Origin of the sequence: Xanthomonas sp. fls2-241-TYG-148, assembly GCF_030208815.1 — a bacterium.
GTDB lineage: Bacteria > Pseudomonadota > Gammaproteobacteria > Xanthomonadales > Xanthomonadaceae > Xanthomonas > Xanthomonas campestris.
In genome coordinates, this window is sequence record NZ_JARVTE010000012.1 from 48,833 (window position 1) to 65,300 (window position 16,468).

Annotated in this window: 15 protein-coding genes; 7 read left to right on the plus strand and 8 right to left on the minus strand. The window is 65.5% G+C overall.

The features are described 5' to 3' along the window. Window positions 1-129 precede the first annotated feature (129 nt). Window positions 130-1,608, plus strand: coding sequence for an AMP-binding protein (locus QRM60_RS12970; RefSeq protein ID WP_285446346.1), 1,479 nt, complete (start codon window positions 130-132; stop codon window positions 1,606-1,608). A 311-nt stretch (window positions 1,609-1,919) separates the two neighbouring features. On the opposite strand, the gene QRM60_RS12975 is transcribed toward QRM60_RS12970, so the two are convergent. From QRM60_RS12975 to QRM60_RS12985, 3 genes are all read right to left on the minus strand, one after another. Further along, window positions 1,920-2,921 (minus strand): LysR substrate-binding domain-containing protein, encoded by a 1,002-nt coding sequence (locus QRM60_RS12975; RefSeq protein ID WP_285446347.1) that lies wholly within the window; start codon window positions 2,919-2,921, stop codon window positions 1,920-1,922. A gap of 72 nt (window positions 2,922-2,993) precedes the next feature. Next, a complete protein-coding gene (locus QRM60_RS12980; protein WP_011036041.1) occupies window positions 2,994-3,353 on the minus strand; it encodes a protocatechuate 4,5-dioxygenase subunit alpha in 360 nt (119 codons plus the stop codon). Window positions 3,354-3,362: 9 nt separating this feature from the next. Next, window positions 3,363-4,262: a gallate dioxygenase gene (locus QRM60_RS12985; protein ID WP_011036040.1), complete on the minus strand. Its 900-nt coding sequence runs from the start codon at window positions 4,260-4,262 to the stop codon at window positions 3,363-3,365. A 236-nt stretch (window positions 4,263-4,498) separates the two neighbouring features. Between QRM60_RS12985 and QRM60_RS12990 the strand changes: the two genes are divergently transcribed. Then, window positions 4,499-5,173, plus strand: a complete 675-nt coding sequence (locus QRM60_RS12990; RefSeq protein ID WP_042596361.1) for a GntR family transcriptional regulator — start codon at window positions 4,499-4,501, stop codon at window positions 5,171-5,173. A gap of 175 nt (window positions 5,174-5,348) precedes the next feature. On the opposite strand, the gene QRM60_RS12995 is transcribed toward QRM60_RS12990, so the two are convergent. The 5 genes from QRM60_RS12995 to ubiH all read right to left on the minus strand — a co-directional run bounded on the left by QRM60_RS12995 (window position 5,349) and on the right by ubiH (window position 10,246). Continuing rightward, on the minus strand, window positions 5,349-6,443 hold the full coding sequence (locus tag QRM60_RS12995; protein ID WP_080870031.1) for a transporter: 1,095 nt from the start codon (window positions 6,441-6,443) through the stop codon (window positions 5,349-5,351). Window positions 6,444-6,491: 48 nt separating this feature from the next. Next, window positions 6,492-6,923 carry a nuclear transport factor 2 family protein gene (locus QRM60_RS13000; RefSeq protein ID WP_042596364.1) on the minus strand — a complete coding sequence of 144 codons (432 nt, stop codon included), beginning with the start codon at window positions 6,921-6,923 and terminating at the stop codon, window positions 6,492-6,494. Window positions 6,924-7,037: 114 nt separating this feature from the next. Next, on the minus strand, window positions 7,038-7,757 hold the full coding sequence (locus QRM60_RS13005; RefSeq protein WP_042596365.1) for an alpha/beta hydrolase: 720 nt from the start codon (window positions 7,755-7,757) through the stop codon (window positions 7,038-7,040). A 102-nt stretch (window positions 7,758-7,859) separates the two neighbouring features. Next, window positions 7,860-9,041 carry a UbiH/UbiF family hydroxylase gene (locus QRM60_RS13010; RefSeq protein ID WP_042596366.1) on the minus strand — a complete coding sequence of 394 codons (1,182 nt, stop codon included), beginning with the start codon at window positions 9,039-9,041 and terminating at the stop codon, window positions 7,860-7,862. Continuing rightward, a complete protein-coding gene (ubiH, locus tag QRM60_RS13015) occupies window positions 9,038-10,246 on the minus strand; it encodes a 2-octaprenyl-6-methoxyphenyl hydroxylase (RefSeq protein ID WP_115555449.1) in 1,209 nt (402 codons plus the stop codon). Before ubiH ends, QRM60_RS13010 begins: the two co-directional genes overlap by 4 nt. Before the next feature lie 193 nt (window positions 10,247-10,439). On the opposite strand from ubiH, the gene QRM60_RS13020 reads away from it, so the two are divergent. The 5 genes from QRM60_RS13020 to QRM60_RS13040 all read left to right on the plus strand — a co-directional run bounded on the left by QRM60_RS13020 (window position 10,440) and on the right by QRM60_RS13040 (window position 16,464). After that, window positions 10,440-11,018 (plus strand): hypothetical protein, encoded by a 579-nt coding sequence (locus QRM60_RS13020; RefSeq protein WP_115555448.1) that lies wholly within the window; start codon window positions 10,440-10,442, stop codon window positions 11,016-11,018. Between the two features lies 1 nt (window position 11,019). Next, window positions 11,020-11,577, plus strand: a complete 558-nt coding sequence (locus tag QRM60_RS13025; RefSeq protein WP_011036032.1) for a cob(I)yrinic acid a,c-diamide adenosyltransferase — start codon at window positions 11,020-11,022, stop codon at window positions 11,575-11,577. A gap of 38 nt (window positions 11,578-11,615) precedes the next feature. Then, window positions 11,616-12,524: a histone deacetylase family protein gene (locus QRM60_RS13030; RefSeq protein WP_285446348.1), complete on the plus strand. Its 909-nt coding sequence runs from the start codon at window positions 11,616-11,618 to the stop codon at window positions 12,522-12,524. A 131-nt stretch (window positions 12,525-12,655) separates the two neighbouring features. Next, complete coding sequence (gene lptD, locus QRM60_RS13035; RefSeq protein ID WP_115555446.1) at window positions 12,656-15,076, plus strand: LPS-assembly protein LptD; 2,421 nt, start codon at window positions 12,656-12,658, stop codon at window positions 15,074-15,076. Beyond that, on the plus strand, window positions 15,073-16,464 hold the full coding sequence (locus QRM60_RS13040) for a peptidylprolyl isomerase (protein ID WP_115555445.1): 1,392 nt from the start codon (window positions 15,073-15,075) through the stop codon (window positions 16,462-16,464). Before lptD ends, QRM60_RS13040 begins: the two co-directional genes overlap by 4 nt. Window positions 16,465-16,468 lie beyond the last annotated feature (4 nt).

Below are 16,468 nucleotides of genomic sequence, written 5' to 3' on the forward strand. Positions count from 1 at the left end.
GCTGCTGCAGGTTGCTTGCCAATGCTGTGGTGAACGCGCACTGCATACAGCCGCATGTACTTGAACCTTCTTGCCACCTCCGTCGCACTCACGCCCGTCACTCCCCCATCCGTACCGGAAGACAGCGCCATGACCATGCCGACCGACTCGATCTCGTTCCATGCCCGTCTGACACCGCAGCGGCTTGCTGCCCGCGACCTGTTGCTGCAACAGGAATGGACCTACGCCGAACTGGACGACCTGATCGGTCGCCTGGCTGCCGTGCTGCAGACACGCGGTTGTGTCGACGGCGAACGGCTTGCGGTGCTGGCGCGCAATTCGGTCTGGCAGGTCGCGCTGCATTTTGCCTGTGCGCGGGTTGGTGCCATCTACGTACCGCTCAACTGGCGACTGAGTGGCACCGAGCTGGATGCCTTGTTGCAGCGTGCAGAGCCTCGCCTGTTGCTGGGCGACGATGTCGCTGCCGGACGCGCGCAGGTGGAAGACTTCGCACACTTAATCGACAGCGCCAAGGATCTCGCGCCTGCCGAAACACCCTACATTCCGCCCGATCGGGTCAGCCTGATTCTGTTCACTTCCGGAACCTCCGGCCAGCCCAAGGGCGTGATGTTGAGCGAGCATAACCTGCAACAGGTCGCGCACAACTTCGGCGTCACCACGCGGGTGGAAGCGCACAGCAGTTTTCTGTGCGAGGCGCCGATGTTTCACATCATCGGCCTGGCCACCAACGTGCGCCCGGTGCTGGCAATGGGCGGCTCGATCCAGGTCTCCAATGGCTTCGAGCCCAAACGCACGCTGGGCTGGCTGGGCAACCCGGCACTGGGCATCACCCATTACGTCGGCGTGCCACAGATGATGCAGGCCTTTCGCAGCCAGCCAGGCTTCGATCCTGCAGCGCTCCGTCATCTCACCGCGTTGGTCAGCGGCGGCGCGCCGCACGCCAGCGAAGACCTGCTGGGCTGGCTGGAGGATGGCATCCCGATGGTCTGCGGCTTCGGCATGAGCGAAGCCGGCACCGTGTTCGGCATGTCGGTCGATTGCGAGGTGATTCGCAGCAAGCTCGGTGCGGCGGGAATCTCATCACCCACCGTGCAGACGCGGGTCGTGGACAACGAGGGCAACGACTGTGCGGTGGGTATGCCGGGCGAATTGCTTTTGCGCGGGCCCAACCTCAGCCCTGGCTATTGGCGCGACCCGCAGGCCACTGCCGAGATGCGCGATGGCGCGGGCTGGTTCCGCACCGGCGACATCGTCCGGCGCGATGCCGATGGGTTTTTCTGGGTAGTCGACCGCAAGAAAGACATGTTCATTTCCGGGGGTGAAAATGTGTATCCCGCAGAGATCGAAGCCGTGCTGGCCGACCATCCAGAAATCCGCGAGTGCGCCGTGGTCGGCATGGCCGACGCGCAATGGGGCGAAGTGGGCTATCTGGCAATCGTGCCAGCCACTGAAACCCCGGACCTGGAGCGGATTCGCAGCTATCTGAGCGAACGCCTGGCCAAGTACAAGGTACCCAAGCACCTGCGCGTGGTCGAGGCGCTGCCACGTACTGCCACGGGCAAACTGCAAAAGTCACGCTTGAAGGATGTCCTGGCGAAGGAGGCCTGATACAGGCCAGCGGGCCATCGAACAGGCGGGCGCGCGTATTGCGGCCCGCTTGGTTCTTGTGATTCCGCACTACCCGCGCATGCACGGTACGCGACGTAAACAAGACGCATAGATCCAAAGAGAAGACGCAGCTGCGCTCGACAGGCGCAGCGAGCCGCACGCTGGCTCACCACTGTGCGACACCACTTGCGGACAGCACTGCAGCAGATACACGGAAACGATCGCGATCGAACGGAGACCCGTGCCCAACACGGGCGTGCCCAGCCGTCCCGTTCAACCACGCAGCATCACGCGCGCACAGCAACCCTCAGCTACGCAGACGCATTCATCAGCACGTCATACTCACCGGCCTGGTCATCGACCCACACGGCGCCCTGCTCGGCCATGGTCTTCAGCTGACGCTCCAGCTCACGCATCAACAAGCGCACGCCCGGCTTGAGGATCGCGCCGCTGTCGCGGTAGATCACGCCACCGGCGCGCGCCTGCGACGGCTGCTGCAGCTGAAACGCGCGTAGCTCGCCACGTGCGATATCGCCGGAGACCATCATGCTGGGCATTACCGCGATGCAATCGGTGCCGAGCAGGATCTCGCGGGTAAAGCTCGCCGAACTGGAACGCAGCTGATCGCGCGTGGCCAGCCCGTGCTCGCGCATCACCTGCGCCACATCGCGCTCGACATGCTGGCTCAGGGTCGGCAGCACCTGGCGATACGCCGCGGCCTCGGCGATGCGCACTTGGCCATCGGCGAACAACGGGTGGTCGCTGCGCGCCACCAGGGCGATCGGGTCCTGATACAGCACCTTGCGCACCAACGCGTCGTAGCGCGCCAGCGGATACAGCCGCCCAACCACCAGATCGATCTCATTGCCGGCCAGCTTGGGCAGCAGTTCGTCGGTGCGCCCGTGCAGCAGGCGTACACGCAAGGTCGGCTCGGCGCGGTACAGCGCCGCCAGCACGGCAGGCAGCAGCCCGCTGGCGGCCACGGGCAGCGCGCCGACGGTGATGGTGAGCGCGTCGTCCTGCAGCAGCCCTTCGAACGTATCCTGCGCGCGCCGCAGCTGGCCCAGCACCACGTGCGCGGTCTGTACCAGCACCTCGCCCATCGCATTGGGACGCACCCCGCGCGAGTGGCGCTCGAACAGCGGTGCACCGACGATTTCTTCGATCTCCTGCAATGCACGCGTCAGCGCGGGCTGGGTAACGTTGAGCACGCGCGATGCGCGCAGCAGGCTCTTTTGCCGGTCCAGCGCTTCGATGACGCGCAGATGCCGGACCTTGATGCGGTGTTCGAAGAACACGGAGGACATGGTCATGGGGACGACCTTCAGTAGGGAAAAACAAAAAGGCCCGCGCAATCGCGTGCCCTGGACGTGCGTGAGGTGGGATCAGCGCGCATCGGGTACGCGTCGCGTCTGCATGAAGGCTTCAAAGGTCTCGCCGCGCATGATGGCGTAGACCTGCAGGTTGGTCATGCGCACCACTCGGGCGAACTTTTCGATCACGAAGAAGTTTGCGCCGTACTGCACCAACCCCAGCCAATCGCGTGCGCGGATCAACTCTTTCTCCTGCTCGCTGAGGTCGGCCTCCTGCATCAACGCCTCGGCATCCTGCAGGAAGCGGTCGCGCCACGGCGCGCGAATCATGTGCCAGAAAAAGCGGTTGATCCGCAGCGCGCGATTGCTGGTGCGCAGATCGAACACATAGGTGCCGCCGAGTTGGTCCATGCCTTGCACTTGTGGATTCATGTCCGATCCTCAGGCTGCATTCGCGTTTGCGTGCCCAAGCCAGTCGGCAGAGCGCGGGGCATCGGCGCGTTCTTCGCCGGGCTCGTACAGCACCACGGTCATTGCGGTGGTGGTCATCAGGTAGTAGTTCTGGTGCAGCTTGCGGATCGGCCCACCCATCGCGCCGCGCATCGCCAGCCACATGATCTGCTCCACGCTTTCCGCGCCGCCCAGGCGGACGTAGTCGGTATGCGTCAGGTCGGTCAGCGTTTCCGGCGCGTGCTGGAAGCGGTCCAGAAACTCCATGTCCCACTCGGTGTTGTTGAAGCCGGTGCGCTCGCCATGGATCTGGTGCGACAACCCACCGGTCCCCACCACCACCACCTTGAGATCTTCCGGATACGACTCGATCGCCCGCCGCAGCGCCTGGCCCAGGCGGTAGCAACGGCGCGCAGTCGGCAGCGGGTACTGCAGGACATTGATGGCGATCGGCACCACCGTGCCGGGCCAGTCGGGCACGTGCGGCCACAGCAGCGGCAGCGGCGCGGCGCAGCCGTGGTCGATGGGCTTGTCCTGGAACACGGTCAGATCGAATTCGTCGTTGACCAGGCATTCGGCGATGTGGGCCTGCAGCTTGACGTCGCCCCGGATGGGCGGCAGGTCCCGCAAGCCGGCGCCTTCATCGGCGATGGGGAAACGCTCGCCGACGCCCAGTGCGAAGGTCGGATACAGGTCGAAGAAGAACGTCGTGCAATGGTCGTTGTAGAAGAACACCAGCACGTCCGGCTGCTGTTCGGCCAGCCAGTTGGCCACCGGCGTATAGCCGTCGAACAACGGCTTCCACAGCGGATCCTGCTGTTTGCCCTTGTCGTAGGCCACGCCGATGGTGGGCACGTGCGAGGTGCCGATCCCGCCGATGATGCTTGCCATGCTGCACTCCTGCGAGGCGAGCGGCCGGACCGCGTCATGCGGAACAGCGCGCGTCAATGTGGGTGGGATCGGTGCCGCTTGGGATCCCAAACTCAATCAACCGGGACGGCTTTGCCCCGAAACGGTATCCTTGGGATCCAAATTGCCATCAAGCGAACTCATCCGCAAGGTTTTTGTGCGGGCTGCATCGAGTTTTGCCACTCGGGCGGGCAGGCAGCACGGCTAGGCGCGAGAGAATGGAGCCCATGGCGAACAACCACCGATTGCAAGCGGTCCAGCAGCTACGCGAACTGATCCTGTGCGGCACCTTTGCGCCAGGCGAGCGCATCACCGAGGCGGCCCTGGCCGAACGCCTGGCCATTTCCCGCACGCCCATCCGTCAGGCGCTGCCTGCGCTCTGCCAGGAGGGCCTGCTGGTGCAGGCGGGCAACCGCGGCTACGCAGTGCGCCGCTTCAGCCAGCAGGAGAGCCTGGACGCGCTGGCGGTCCGGGCGCTGATGGAAGGCATGGCCGCACGCGCAGTGGCCGAACAAGGCGCTTCCGCCACCCTGCTCGCCGCACTGCATGGCTGCCTGGACGAGGGTGACCGCATCCTGGCCAGGCGCACCCTGGATGCCAGCGACGAGCTGGCCTACGGCGACATGAACGCGCGGTTCCACCGGATGATCGTGATGGCGGCCGACAAACCGATCCTGACCGAGACCGTGGACCGCTGCACGCTGGTGCCGTTTGTCAGCCCCACCAACGTGGTGTTCGGGCAACGCTCGCCGACGCTCGCCTACGACGATCTGTTCTACGGCCACCGCCAGCATGGCGCGATCGTCACCGCCATCGAGCAACGCGATGGCGCGCGCGCCGAACTATTGTTCCGTGAGCATGCCAACACGCAACGCCACAGCATGGGGATGTGAGCTGCGGTTTGGCTACGTTTGCAGCGCAGCCAAACCGCGAAAGTCGCCTGCATGAACACTCACGCGCGTCTTCACCCTTTCGTTGCGCAAGCGCGCAGTGCGGGTTGCACCACTCCTGCACTCCGCGTCACGTGCATGCCGACTTTGCGCCCGCATGCACGCCGTTGCGCACACGCTACAACGAATGTACGTACATCAGGTTCACGCTGTTGCCTGCGACCGAATTCTCCACGTCCAGCGGGATGTACAGATTGAGGTTGAACAGGTTCTTTGCGTCTACGCGCCAGGACAGCCCGGGCCCCAGATACAGCTGCATGCGCTTGCTGTCGGCCACGCGCTCGCCGTTGGTCCGATTGTCTTTGAGCTGCTGCAGGAAATAGCCGTTCACACCCACGCGCAGTTGCTCGCTCACTTTCACCGAGCTGGCAAAGTTGACCCAGACGGCATCGCCGGCTTGGCCGTTGCGAAACCGGAAGCCCGGGATTGGCGGCACGCCACCGGCACGGTCAGTGCGAAAATTGTAGAGATAGTTGATGCGCGCACTGATTTCCCAGTTATCAGTGGGCTGCACCGTGAATGCCCAGTGCGGTGCGATCGACCAGAAACCGGTGCCCTGGTTGATGGCGATGTCGCGATCAAACTTACCGACCGGTGCGAACAGATCCAGCGCAAAGCGCTGAAAGAAGAACACACGCCCATCTCGCATGACCGGCGGCATCTGCAGCGCCGGACCGAACGAAATATCGCCCATGCCAAACCCATTGCTGCGCAACCGCACCGGGCTGTCGGCTGCGAACGAGGTGTCGTAATTCACCAGCGGGATGATGGTGTTGAAGCTTAGCGAGCCGCGCCCCAGCGAATACGGGGTCACGTAGATCAACTGGGTCAGCAACGCGCTGACCCCGACCTGCGGGTCGCGAAACGCAGGCGAGTTATCCCCGCGCGCATTCTTGATCGCATCCAGATCGTAGTAGCGCAGGTATTCCAGCACCGTCCAGCCAGGCGTGGTGGAGCCGAAGCCATCCATGAAACTGGTGCCGCCCAGGTTGATGCCCTGCGGCATGGCCACTGTGTCGGGCGCTGCCTGCGCAAGGGCGACCGCCGGTGCCAGCGTGCCGAGCAAGAGGGCCAGCCTGCCCGCATGCTGGCGGCGCGACCGGGACGATGAAGGACGACGACCAACAGACAAGCATGCGCGTTCCACTAGGCGATTCTCCGATAAGGATGGGCGATTGAGGCAACGCGACAGGGGGGAGGAGCGGTGGTGCACTGCCGCCTGGGTTCGTCGGCGGCATCGGTGAACAGCGGTGGTAGGTGTCTAGTGCGCTTCCACACGCACCAGCAATGCGCCGAGGCGTTGCTTGAACAGCCACTGCTCGTCCTGGCGCACCAGCACATCGTCGAACGTGCCAATTAACGCCGGCGCCTGTGCGGTCCACGGCGGCGGTGTGGTGGCCTGTGGTGCGCTGTACAGCACCACGTAGCTATGCGCATGGGCCAATGCGTCCGAGTGCACGCTGACCAGGGTATTGAGCATGAGATGGCAGGTACTGCGCGGCGCACGTGCACGGAATGCCTCGCGAATCGCCTCACGCCCATGCACAGGCGCATCTGGCGCGCTCGGCCGTGCAAACACGCCATCGGCGGTGAACAACGCAGCCAGCGCGTCATGTTCATGGCGATCGTTGTGCAAGGCGAAGCGGCGGATTAGCTGTTCGCAGGCAACGGTGATCGAAGCGTCTGGGGACACGCGGTGGCCTCACTGGCAATGGTGGTACTGATGAAGAACGCGGTGAGCGACGCTGACGTCAGCGCGCGTGCATTGGCGAGCCGATGGGTCTGCCGTCGAACGGGAAGACGGTGGTCATGCAGCCAGCCAATCGCGCAGCGCGGCGCTGACCGCAGCAGGCGCTTCTACCGGCGTCATATGCCCGCTGTGTTCGAACACCACCAACTGCGCGTGCGGGATCTGCCGCGCCATGTCCTGGTGGCGCTCCAGCGGACTCCAGCTGTCTTGGCGGCCAACGCCGAGCAGCGTCGGACACTGCACCTGCGCCAGCACGGGCGCGGCATCGGGCCGGTTCAGCAGCGCGGTCACCTGGGCGGCATAGCTCTGCGGGGTCTGCCGCATGACCATGGCCATCAGTGCGTCCATCAGTTCGGCATCGTCGTGGCGGTCGGGGTGCAGCATCGGCGGCAGCCACTGCCGGGCCAGCACCTGCATGCCGTCACGGCGCGCAAGCTCCACCAGCGCACCACGCTGCGCGTGCTCCTGCGCGTGCGCCGGATGCACGCCGGTGTCCAGCAGCGCCAGACGCTGCACGCGCTCCGGCGCCTGGCGCACGATCTCCAGCGCCACCCGGCCGCCCATCGAATGACCGGCCAGCGCAAACTGGTCTGGCGCGGCGGCCAATGTCTGTGCAGCCATCTGCTGCACGCTGTCGATGCCGGGAAAATCGAGCACGTGCACTTCGGCGATGTCCGCCAGCGCTGCGCGTTGCGCGTCCCAGATGCTGGCATCACACAGCAGCCCGCTCAGCAGGAGCAGCGGCGGGGTGAGTTGTGCGGGAACGGCGGAAGTCATGGCCCGACTGTAGCCAGCCCGGGCGTATCCGTCGTATGGAAACTGCAGCCTTCGCTATTAGCGTTGGAACATAGCGGCCAGCAAACCGTCAGCGCGGTGCGCCTACGCGTTGCCGGACGCGCGCTTCCACAGCAGGTCCACCAGCGGCGGCAGCTTGCCCGCCGCCCCCAGCACCGAGCCGCGCAGCAGGGTCAGATGCATCTCGTCGTTGGAGAACACGCGATTGATGGCCTCGAACCCATACGCAGCGACGGTATTTTCGCTGCGACGCGTGCGCGCCCAGCGTTGCAGCCGGTGTGGCGCGGCCCAGTCGGCGCGACGCGCCAGAGCGTCGTGCGCCAACGTGCTCAACGCCGCGACATCGCGCAATCCCAGATTCACGCCCTGCCCGGCCAGCGGATGCACCACGTGCGCGGCATCGCCCAGGGTCAGGACGCGGCCGCTGACGTACTGTTGCACCAGTTGCCGCTGTAGCGGGAACGCCGCGCGCGGCGAGCTCACCTGCACCGCGCCCAGACGGCCGGCAAAGGCCTGGGTCAGCTCGCGCGAAAACGCAGCATCGTCCAGACCCAGCACGCGCTCGGCGTCGGCATCGGGCAAGGTCCACACGATCGAACTGCGGCCATCGGCGAACGGCAGGAAGGCCAGCGGGCCGGTGGTCAAAAAGCGCTGCCAGGCCGTGGCCTGATGTGCGTGTTCGGTGTCTACGAAGGCGACCACGCCGCGCTGCGCGTAAGCGTGACGCGCGACCGGTAGGCCAGCCAACTCACGCAGCGTGGAAGACGCACCGTCGGCGGCGATCGCCACCGCAGCTTCCAGCCGGCTGCCGTCATCCAGGCGTAGGCGCACGCCGGTGGCATCCTGGTCCAGCTCGACCACGCGCGCCGGGCAATGCAGCGCAATGCCCCGGGCATGCACGGCCGCCCACAGGCGATCGACCAGCAGATCGTTCTCGACGATCCAACCCAACTGTTCGCGGCCCAACGTGTCTGCATCGAAGCGCAGTTCACCGCCGCCGCCGGCATCCCACACCCGCATGCGGCGATACGGCTGCACGCGCGCGCCGCGCACGTCCTTCCACACGCCAAGGCGCTCCAGCAGCGTGGCGTTGTCGGCGGCAAATGCGTAGACGCGCAGATCCGCAGCATCGGCACGCCAGCGCGGTGGCTCACGGCCCTCCACCAACGCGACCTGCAGGCCGGCATCGGCCAGCGCCAGTGCGCACGCCGCACCGACCACGCCGCCGCCGACGATCACGGCATCACGCCCCGAGCGCCGGCTCATGCCTGGCTCCGGCACAGCTGCGGCACGTCGCCACGGAATCCCATCGCCCCAGCGACCAGCATCGATTGCAGCGGTGCCGCCTGCGAGGCGGCCAGCAAGCCCAGGCTGCGCAACGGGCGTAGCAGCGGCGCCGGGTTGCCGGTGAGCCGCGCCAAGCCGCTGGAAAAGCCGATGGTGTGGTCGCGATCCACCCGCCGCCGCGCCAGATACTCCGCCAGCAACGGCGCTGCGCCGGCATCGCTGCGGTCGGGTTCGATCAGTTCGGCCAGCGTGAGCGCATCGCGCAGACCCAGGTTGAAGCCTTGCGCGCCGATCGGGTGCAGCGTCTGCGCCGCGTTGCCCAGCAGCACCACGCGCTCGGCCACTACCGTGTTGGCCAAGATCTGCACCAGCGGATACGCACTGCGTTCGCCACTGCCAACAAAACGCCCCGCACGCCAACCGGCGGCGCGTTGCAGCCGCGCCAGCCAGCCAGCCTCATCGAGCGCTGCAACCGTCTCGGCCTCGGTCCGTGCCACACAGTGGATCGCACCGTAATGACGGTCGCCACGCGGCAACAGCGCGGTCGGCCCATGCTGGCCGAAGCGCTCCCAGGCCGTGCCATCGGGCGGGCGTGAGGCGCGCACGCGAGCCACGAACAAGGTCTGCAGGAAATCGTGTTGTTCGGTGCCGATATGCAGCAGTTCGCGCACCGCGCTATGGCTGCCATCGGCCCCGACCACCAAGCGCGCACGCACCAGCTGCTCGCCGTCGGCAGTGGCCAGGCGCACTGCGCGATAGCCGTCCTGGACCGGTTCCATGCCGATACAGCGCGCAGGCCGGTACCGCTGCAAGCTACGCAATTCGTCCAGGCGCGCTTGCAGGGCCTCGCCGAAATCCCGTGCCACCACCACCTGCCCGAAGCTGTCGCGCCCGTAGTCGGCAGCGTCCAGCTGCACTCGACCAAAATCGCCGGCACGGCTCACATGGATGCGCCGGATCGGGCCCGGCGCGGTGCGCAGCTTGGCCATCACCCCAAGCGCGCCGAGCGCGTTGACGGTGGCGGCGGCGAAACTGAGGTTGCGTTGATCGAACACCGCCGGGGGTGCGCCGGCCGGCGTGGCCTCCACCAGCCCCACATCCAGGCCGATGCGGTCCAGCGCAATGGCCAGGCTCGAGCCCACCAGCCCGCCGCCAACGATCAAAACGTCATGTGCGTGTGTCATCAGTACATGATAAGCCTTCGGCCCTGGCCCGTTGCCGCCCCCGGGGTGGGACACGTTGCCGCGTCAGCTGCGGATCCCCTGGCCCATGCCCTAGACCGGTAGTCCCGCAGGTGGCGACTGCACGCTCGCACGGGCGCAGGCATGCCGGCTTCCACGCTACACTCGCGAGTCTGTAACCCGGCTACTTCCGCGCATGACGCCTCGTTCGCACGACACCCTGGTCCTGAGCCTGCTCGCCGTCCTGATGGCGGCCACGCGCATCCATCATTTCGGGCAGGTCCCGGACGCCTCCTGGGCCGTGTTCTTCCTGGGCGGATTTCACCTTGCGGCGCGCACCAAACTGGCCTTCCCGTTGCTGATGGGGTTGGCGGTGGCGGTCGACTGGCTGGTGATCACCCAGCAGGGCATGAGCTTTTGGGCGCACTACTGCGTCTCGCCGGCCTACTGGTGCCTGATCCCGGCTTACTTCGCGCTGTGGGCCGGCGGCACATGGCTGCGGCGGCACTACCGCGGCGCGCAATGGAGCGCGCTGGCCAAGCTGGTGCCCGCGCTGCTGATCTCGGTGGCGCTGTGCCAACTGATCGCCCAGGGCAGCTTCTACTGGATCAGCGCCAGCGTGGCCGAGCCAACCCTCGCCGGCTGGTTCAAAAACTACACCGACTGGCTGTGGCCCTACCTGCGCAGCGCAGCGCTCTACGTTGCCGCCGCAGCGGTGATCCAGGTGGTTGCCGAGCGCCTGACCAGCCCACATGGCCAGGCGCAGGCCGGCTGAGATGGGCAACCGGCTCTCCCGCATCTATACGCGCACCGGCGACGACGGCAGTACCGGCCTCGGGGACGGCAGCCGCACCGGCAAGGATGCGCTGCGCGTCAACGCTTACGGCACCGTCGACGAGGCCAATTCGGCAATCGGCGTGCTGCTGGCCGCACCCAACGTGCCCGAGCCTGTCGCCGCCCTGCTGACCACCGTGCAGCACCAGTTGTTCGACCTGGGCGGCGAGTTGTGCATCCCGGGCCATGCAGCCATCGACGCCGACGACATCGCCGCGCTGGAACGGCAGTTGGACCATTTCAATGACGACCTGCCCGCGCTGAAGGAGTTCATCCTGCCAGCCGGGGGCGAAGCTGCCGCGCGCTGCCATCTGGCGCGCACCATCGTGCGCCGCGCCGAACGCGAAACCGTCGCGCTATCGCGGCAGGAGCCGGTGCGCAGCGAGGCGATCGGCTATCTCAACCGCTTGTCGGACCTGCTGTTCGTGCTCGCCCGTGTGCTGGCACGCGCCGATGGGCAGCAGGAAGTGCTGTGGCGGCATGACCGCCGGCGCGGCTGACCGTGCGCAACACCGCGCGGACAGGCTAGATTGCTCCCATGTTGGTCTTCACTCATCCTGCTTGCCTCGGCCACGACGCCGGCCCAGAGCATCCCGAAAGCCCCGCACGGCTGACCGCCGTGGTCGAGGCCCTGCGCGCAGCGTTTACCGACCTCGACTGGCGCGAAGCACCGCTGGCCAAGCTCGGCGACCTGTGCCGGGTGCACGAGCGCGAACAGGTCGATGCAATACTGGAGACCAATTTCCAGGGCTACCACCAGCTGGACGTGGATACCTTGATGTCGCCGGGCTCGCGCGCCGCCGCGCTGCGTGCGGCCGGGGCCGGCATTGCGGCGGTGGATGCGGTGATGCAGGACGGCGCCGGCACGGCCTTTTGCGCGGTGCGCCCGCCCGGCCATCACGCCACCGGCCACGTCTCGATGGGCTTTTGTCTGTTTAACAACATCGCCGTGGCCGCCGCGCACGCCCGCGACCGGCATGGGCTGGAGCGCATTACGGTGGTGGATTTCGATGTCCATCATGGCAATGGGACCCAGGCGATCTTCGAACGCGACCCAACCGTGCAATACCTCAGCACCCACCAGTCGGGCCTGTACCCGCACTCGGGCAGCGTGCATGAGCGCGGTATCGGCAACATCCACAATCTGCTGCTGCCTCCCGGCAGCGACGGCCTGCGCTTTCGCAATGTGTGGGAAGACGAGATGCTGCCGCTGATCGACGCCTTCCGCCCGCAACTGATCCTGATTTCCGCTGGCTTCGACGCGCATCTGCGCGACCCGTTGGCCGACCTGATGCTCGACGCCGACGACTTTGCCTGGCTGACCGGTGCGCTCCGCGCGCTGGCCACCCGGCATGCCCGCGGCCGGGTGGTGTCGATGCTGGAAGGTGGCTACGACCTGCAGGCGCTGCGCGAAAGCAGCGTGGCCCACGTCGGCGCGCTGCGATGAATCCGGCGGCGCCAGCGCGGCGCCCGGCTACCATGGCGATGAACCTCGCCCCCCTTCCGCGGGGATTCTTCATTGCCCCTATGCGGGCTATACGGCAAGCTAGCCGCCATTTTACTGGTTGAACTTCACGCGTGCGCCGAGCTCTCCGCCTGCTGCCCCTGCCCTTGAGCATTGCCATTTGCCTGCCGGCAATGGCTGCCGACAAGCCGTTGAACTGGGGACTGTGCCCGGCCGTGGACCCGCTGCCGGGCTTTGACGGCGCGCCCGCCGCCGATCCCAAGGCCGCAGAAATGCGCCAGCAGTTGCCCACTGACATCGAAGGTGACCAGCTTTCCGGCACCAGCACCACCCCGCAATACCAGGGCAATGTGGCGCTCAAGCGCGGCGACCAGTTCCTGGGCGCCGACAATCTGCGCATGGACACCGAGACCGGCAATTACATCGCCGAGGGCAATGTCCGTTACCAGGACACCTCCTTCCGCATGGTCGCCGACCGCGCCGAGGGCAACCAGGACACCGACAGCCACAAGGTCACCAACATCCAGTACCAACTGGTGGACCGGCGCGGCAATGGCGGCGCCGAATCGGTGGACCTGCAGGGCCAGGTCGGGCAGATGCACCGCTCCACCTACACCACCTGCGACCCATCGCAGCCGATCTGGCGCGTACGCGCTCCCGAAATCGACGTCGACAACGACGAAGGCTTCGGCACCGCGCGCAACGCCGTGCTGCAGATCGGCAAGGTGCCGGTGCTGTATTTCCCCTGGTTCAAGTTTCCGATCGACGACCGCCGCCAGACCGGTCTGCTGTTCCCGCAGTTCGGCCTGTCCGGCCGGAACGGCTTCGACTACCTGCAGCCGATCTACCTGAATCTGGCGCCTAACTACGATGCCACCTTGCTGCCACGCTATATGAGCAAGCGTGGCTTGATGTTCGGTACAGAATTCCGCTACCTGTACGACGGCGGCCGCGGTGAGATCACTGGCAACTATTTGCCGAGCGACAAGCTGCGCGATAAGGATCGCGGTAGCGTCTTCTACAGCGGTTACCACAACATCAACAGTAACTGGCAGGCGCGCAGCAGCATCTCCTGGGTAAGCGACACACGTTATGTCGAGGACTTCACCAGCCGCCTTAACGGTATGGGTTCTGCATCGAGTCTGCAGAGCACGATCGGCATCTACGGCACCGGCGAGAACTGGACTGCTGGCGTGATGGCTGACCGCTGGCAGCTCACCGATTACACCTTGGATGAGCGAGCACTACCTTACAACCGGCAGCCGCGTGCTTATTTCAATTGGGACAAGTCGTTCGGCCTCTTCGAGGCGGGCATCTATTCCGAGGTGGTGCGTTTTACCCACGATGACTCGTACCAAGTGACGTTCACTCCAAATAGCGGCAACAACAATAACAACGGCGACGAGTACGTCCGCACGAACATCCAAAACCAAGAATACGGCAGCGGCTCGCGTCTCGACCTCAAGCCCTATATCTCGATGCCATTATCCGGCGCAGCCTGGTTTTTGACTCCAACGGTGGCCTGGCGCTATACCGCGTATCAGTTGGATTCGACAGTAGCCAACACCGCGCCGCTGACCGGTGACCGTTCGCCAACCCGCAGCTTGCCGATCGCCTCGGTTGACGCCGGTCTGTACTTCGACCGCGAGACCTCTGTATTCGGTACTAACTACCTTAATACGTTGGAACCACGCGCCTACTATCTGTACGTGCCGTACCGTAATCAGGACGACCTGCCGGTCTTCGACACGCGTCCGTTCACCTTCAGCTACGGCCAGTTGTTCCGTGATTCGCGTTACACCGGTGCCGACCGTCAAAACGATGCCAACCAGCTGACCCTGGCAGTAACCTCGCGCTGGCTGCGCCAGGACGATGGCCGCGAGAAGCTGTCGCTTAGTGCGGGTCAGATTCTCTACTTCAATGATTCGCTGGTCACGATCAACAGTGTGGCTGCCGGTAGCGAGCGCGCCATCGAACAGGGCAAGTCCGCCTGGGTGGCCGATGCCAACTACATGATCAACGATCGCTGGTCGATGGGCGCCACCTACCAGTGGAATCCAAACTCGCGCAAGGAAGATCTGGCCAGCTTGCGTACGCGCTACCTGCTCAACAATGACGGCATCATCAACTTGGCGTATCGCTACCGTCGCAACCTCATTGATGACAGCGATCAGCTCAAGCAGGCCGACTTCTCCTTCCTGTATCCGATCAATCCCACCTGGAGTGCGGTCGGTCGGTACTACTACTCGCTGCTGGACCGCAAGCCGCTGGAAATCATCGGCGGCGTGCAGTGGGACAGCTGCTGCCTGGCGGTGCGCGCCCTGGTGCGCCGGTTCGTGCGCAACCGCGATGGCGAAATGGACAACTCCCTCCAGTTTGAGTTCGTGCTCAAGGGCCTGAGCTCGTTTGGCCAGAACACGGACCGCACTTTGCGCCGTGCTATTCTCGGCTATTACCGCGACGACCTCTACCTGGTCCCGCCCAGCAACACCACGACTAATCCGGACGATTACGATCCGAACTTGATTCCATGACCAAGCCTTTCTCTGTACTCCTCGCCTCGCTGCTGGTGATCACCAGCACGGTCTCGCCGCTGGCCTCGGCACAGCAATCCCAGCCGCTGGATCGCATCGCTGCCATCGTGGATGAAGACGTGGTGCTGCAGAGCGAGCTTGATCGCGCTGTGCGCAACGTCAAGTCGCAATACGCCGGCCGCGACAACCAGCTGCCGCCGGACGACGTCCTGCAGCGGCAGGTGCTCGAGCGCCTGGTGTTGGTCAAGTTGCAGGTCGGTCGTGCCGAAGGCAGCGGTATCCGCGTCAGCGACGAGGAACTGAACCGCGCCATCGCCAGCATCGCTCAGCAGAACGGCACCTCCGTGGACGGTCTACGCCAGAAACTGGCGGCCGACGGCATGGGCTACGGCGATTTCCGCGCCTCGGTGCGCGATGAAATCATCGTGCAGCGCCTGCGCCAGAGCTTTGCGCAGAGCCGCATCAGCGTGAGCGAAGGCGAAGTGGACACCGCACTGGCCCAGCAGGCCACGACCGGTAGCCAGTATCACTTGGCGCATATCCTGGTCGGCCTGCCGGAAGGCGCCACGGCCGAACAGATTGCCACCGGCCAGAAGAAGGTCGATGGCGTCAAGGCCTTGATCGACAAGGGCGAGCTGGACTTCTCCGCAGCTGCGGTGCGTTATTCGGATAGCCCGAATGCACTGGAAGGTGGCGACCTGGGCTGGCGCAGCCTGGACGAGATTCCCAATGCATTCGCCCAACTGATCCGCGACATGCAGCCTGGCCAGGTTGCCGGGCCGCTGCGTGGCCCCAGCGGTTTCCAGTTGCTCAAGCTGGTGGAAATGCGCGACGCCAATGCCGGCGGCGAAAAGAAGGTCGTCACCGAGTACAACGCCCGGCACATCCTGGTGCGTATCGGCGACAACCAGACCGAGGCGCAGGCCAAGGCGAAGATCGACACGCTGCGTGCGCGCATCGTGGGCGGCGCTGATTTCCAGGCAACGGCGAAGGAGTCCTCCGAGGACACCAACAGCCGCGGCCAGGGTGGCGACCTGGGCTGGTTCCCAGCCGATGCGTTCGGCCCGGACTTCGGCAAGCAGGTTGAAGGCCTGACCGATGGCGCGGTGTCCGAGCCGTTCCGCACCCAGGCCGGCTGGCACATCGTGCAGCGTGTTGGTACGCGCCAGACCGATGTCAGCGCGGAAAATCAGCGCGCCCAGATCCGCGAGACGATCGGTCGTCGCAAGCTGGAAGAGGAGTACAACCGCTACCTGCAGGAACTGCGTGGCGAGGCGTTTGTGAGCTTCCGCACCGGCGACCGCGCCGATGCGGATGCCACCGCAGCGCCCGCACCAGCGGCTGCACCCGCTGCACCGACGCCGCCGCCGGCCCAGCCGACGCGCTAAGCCG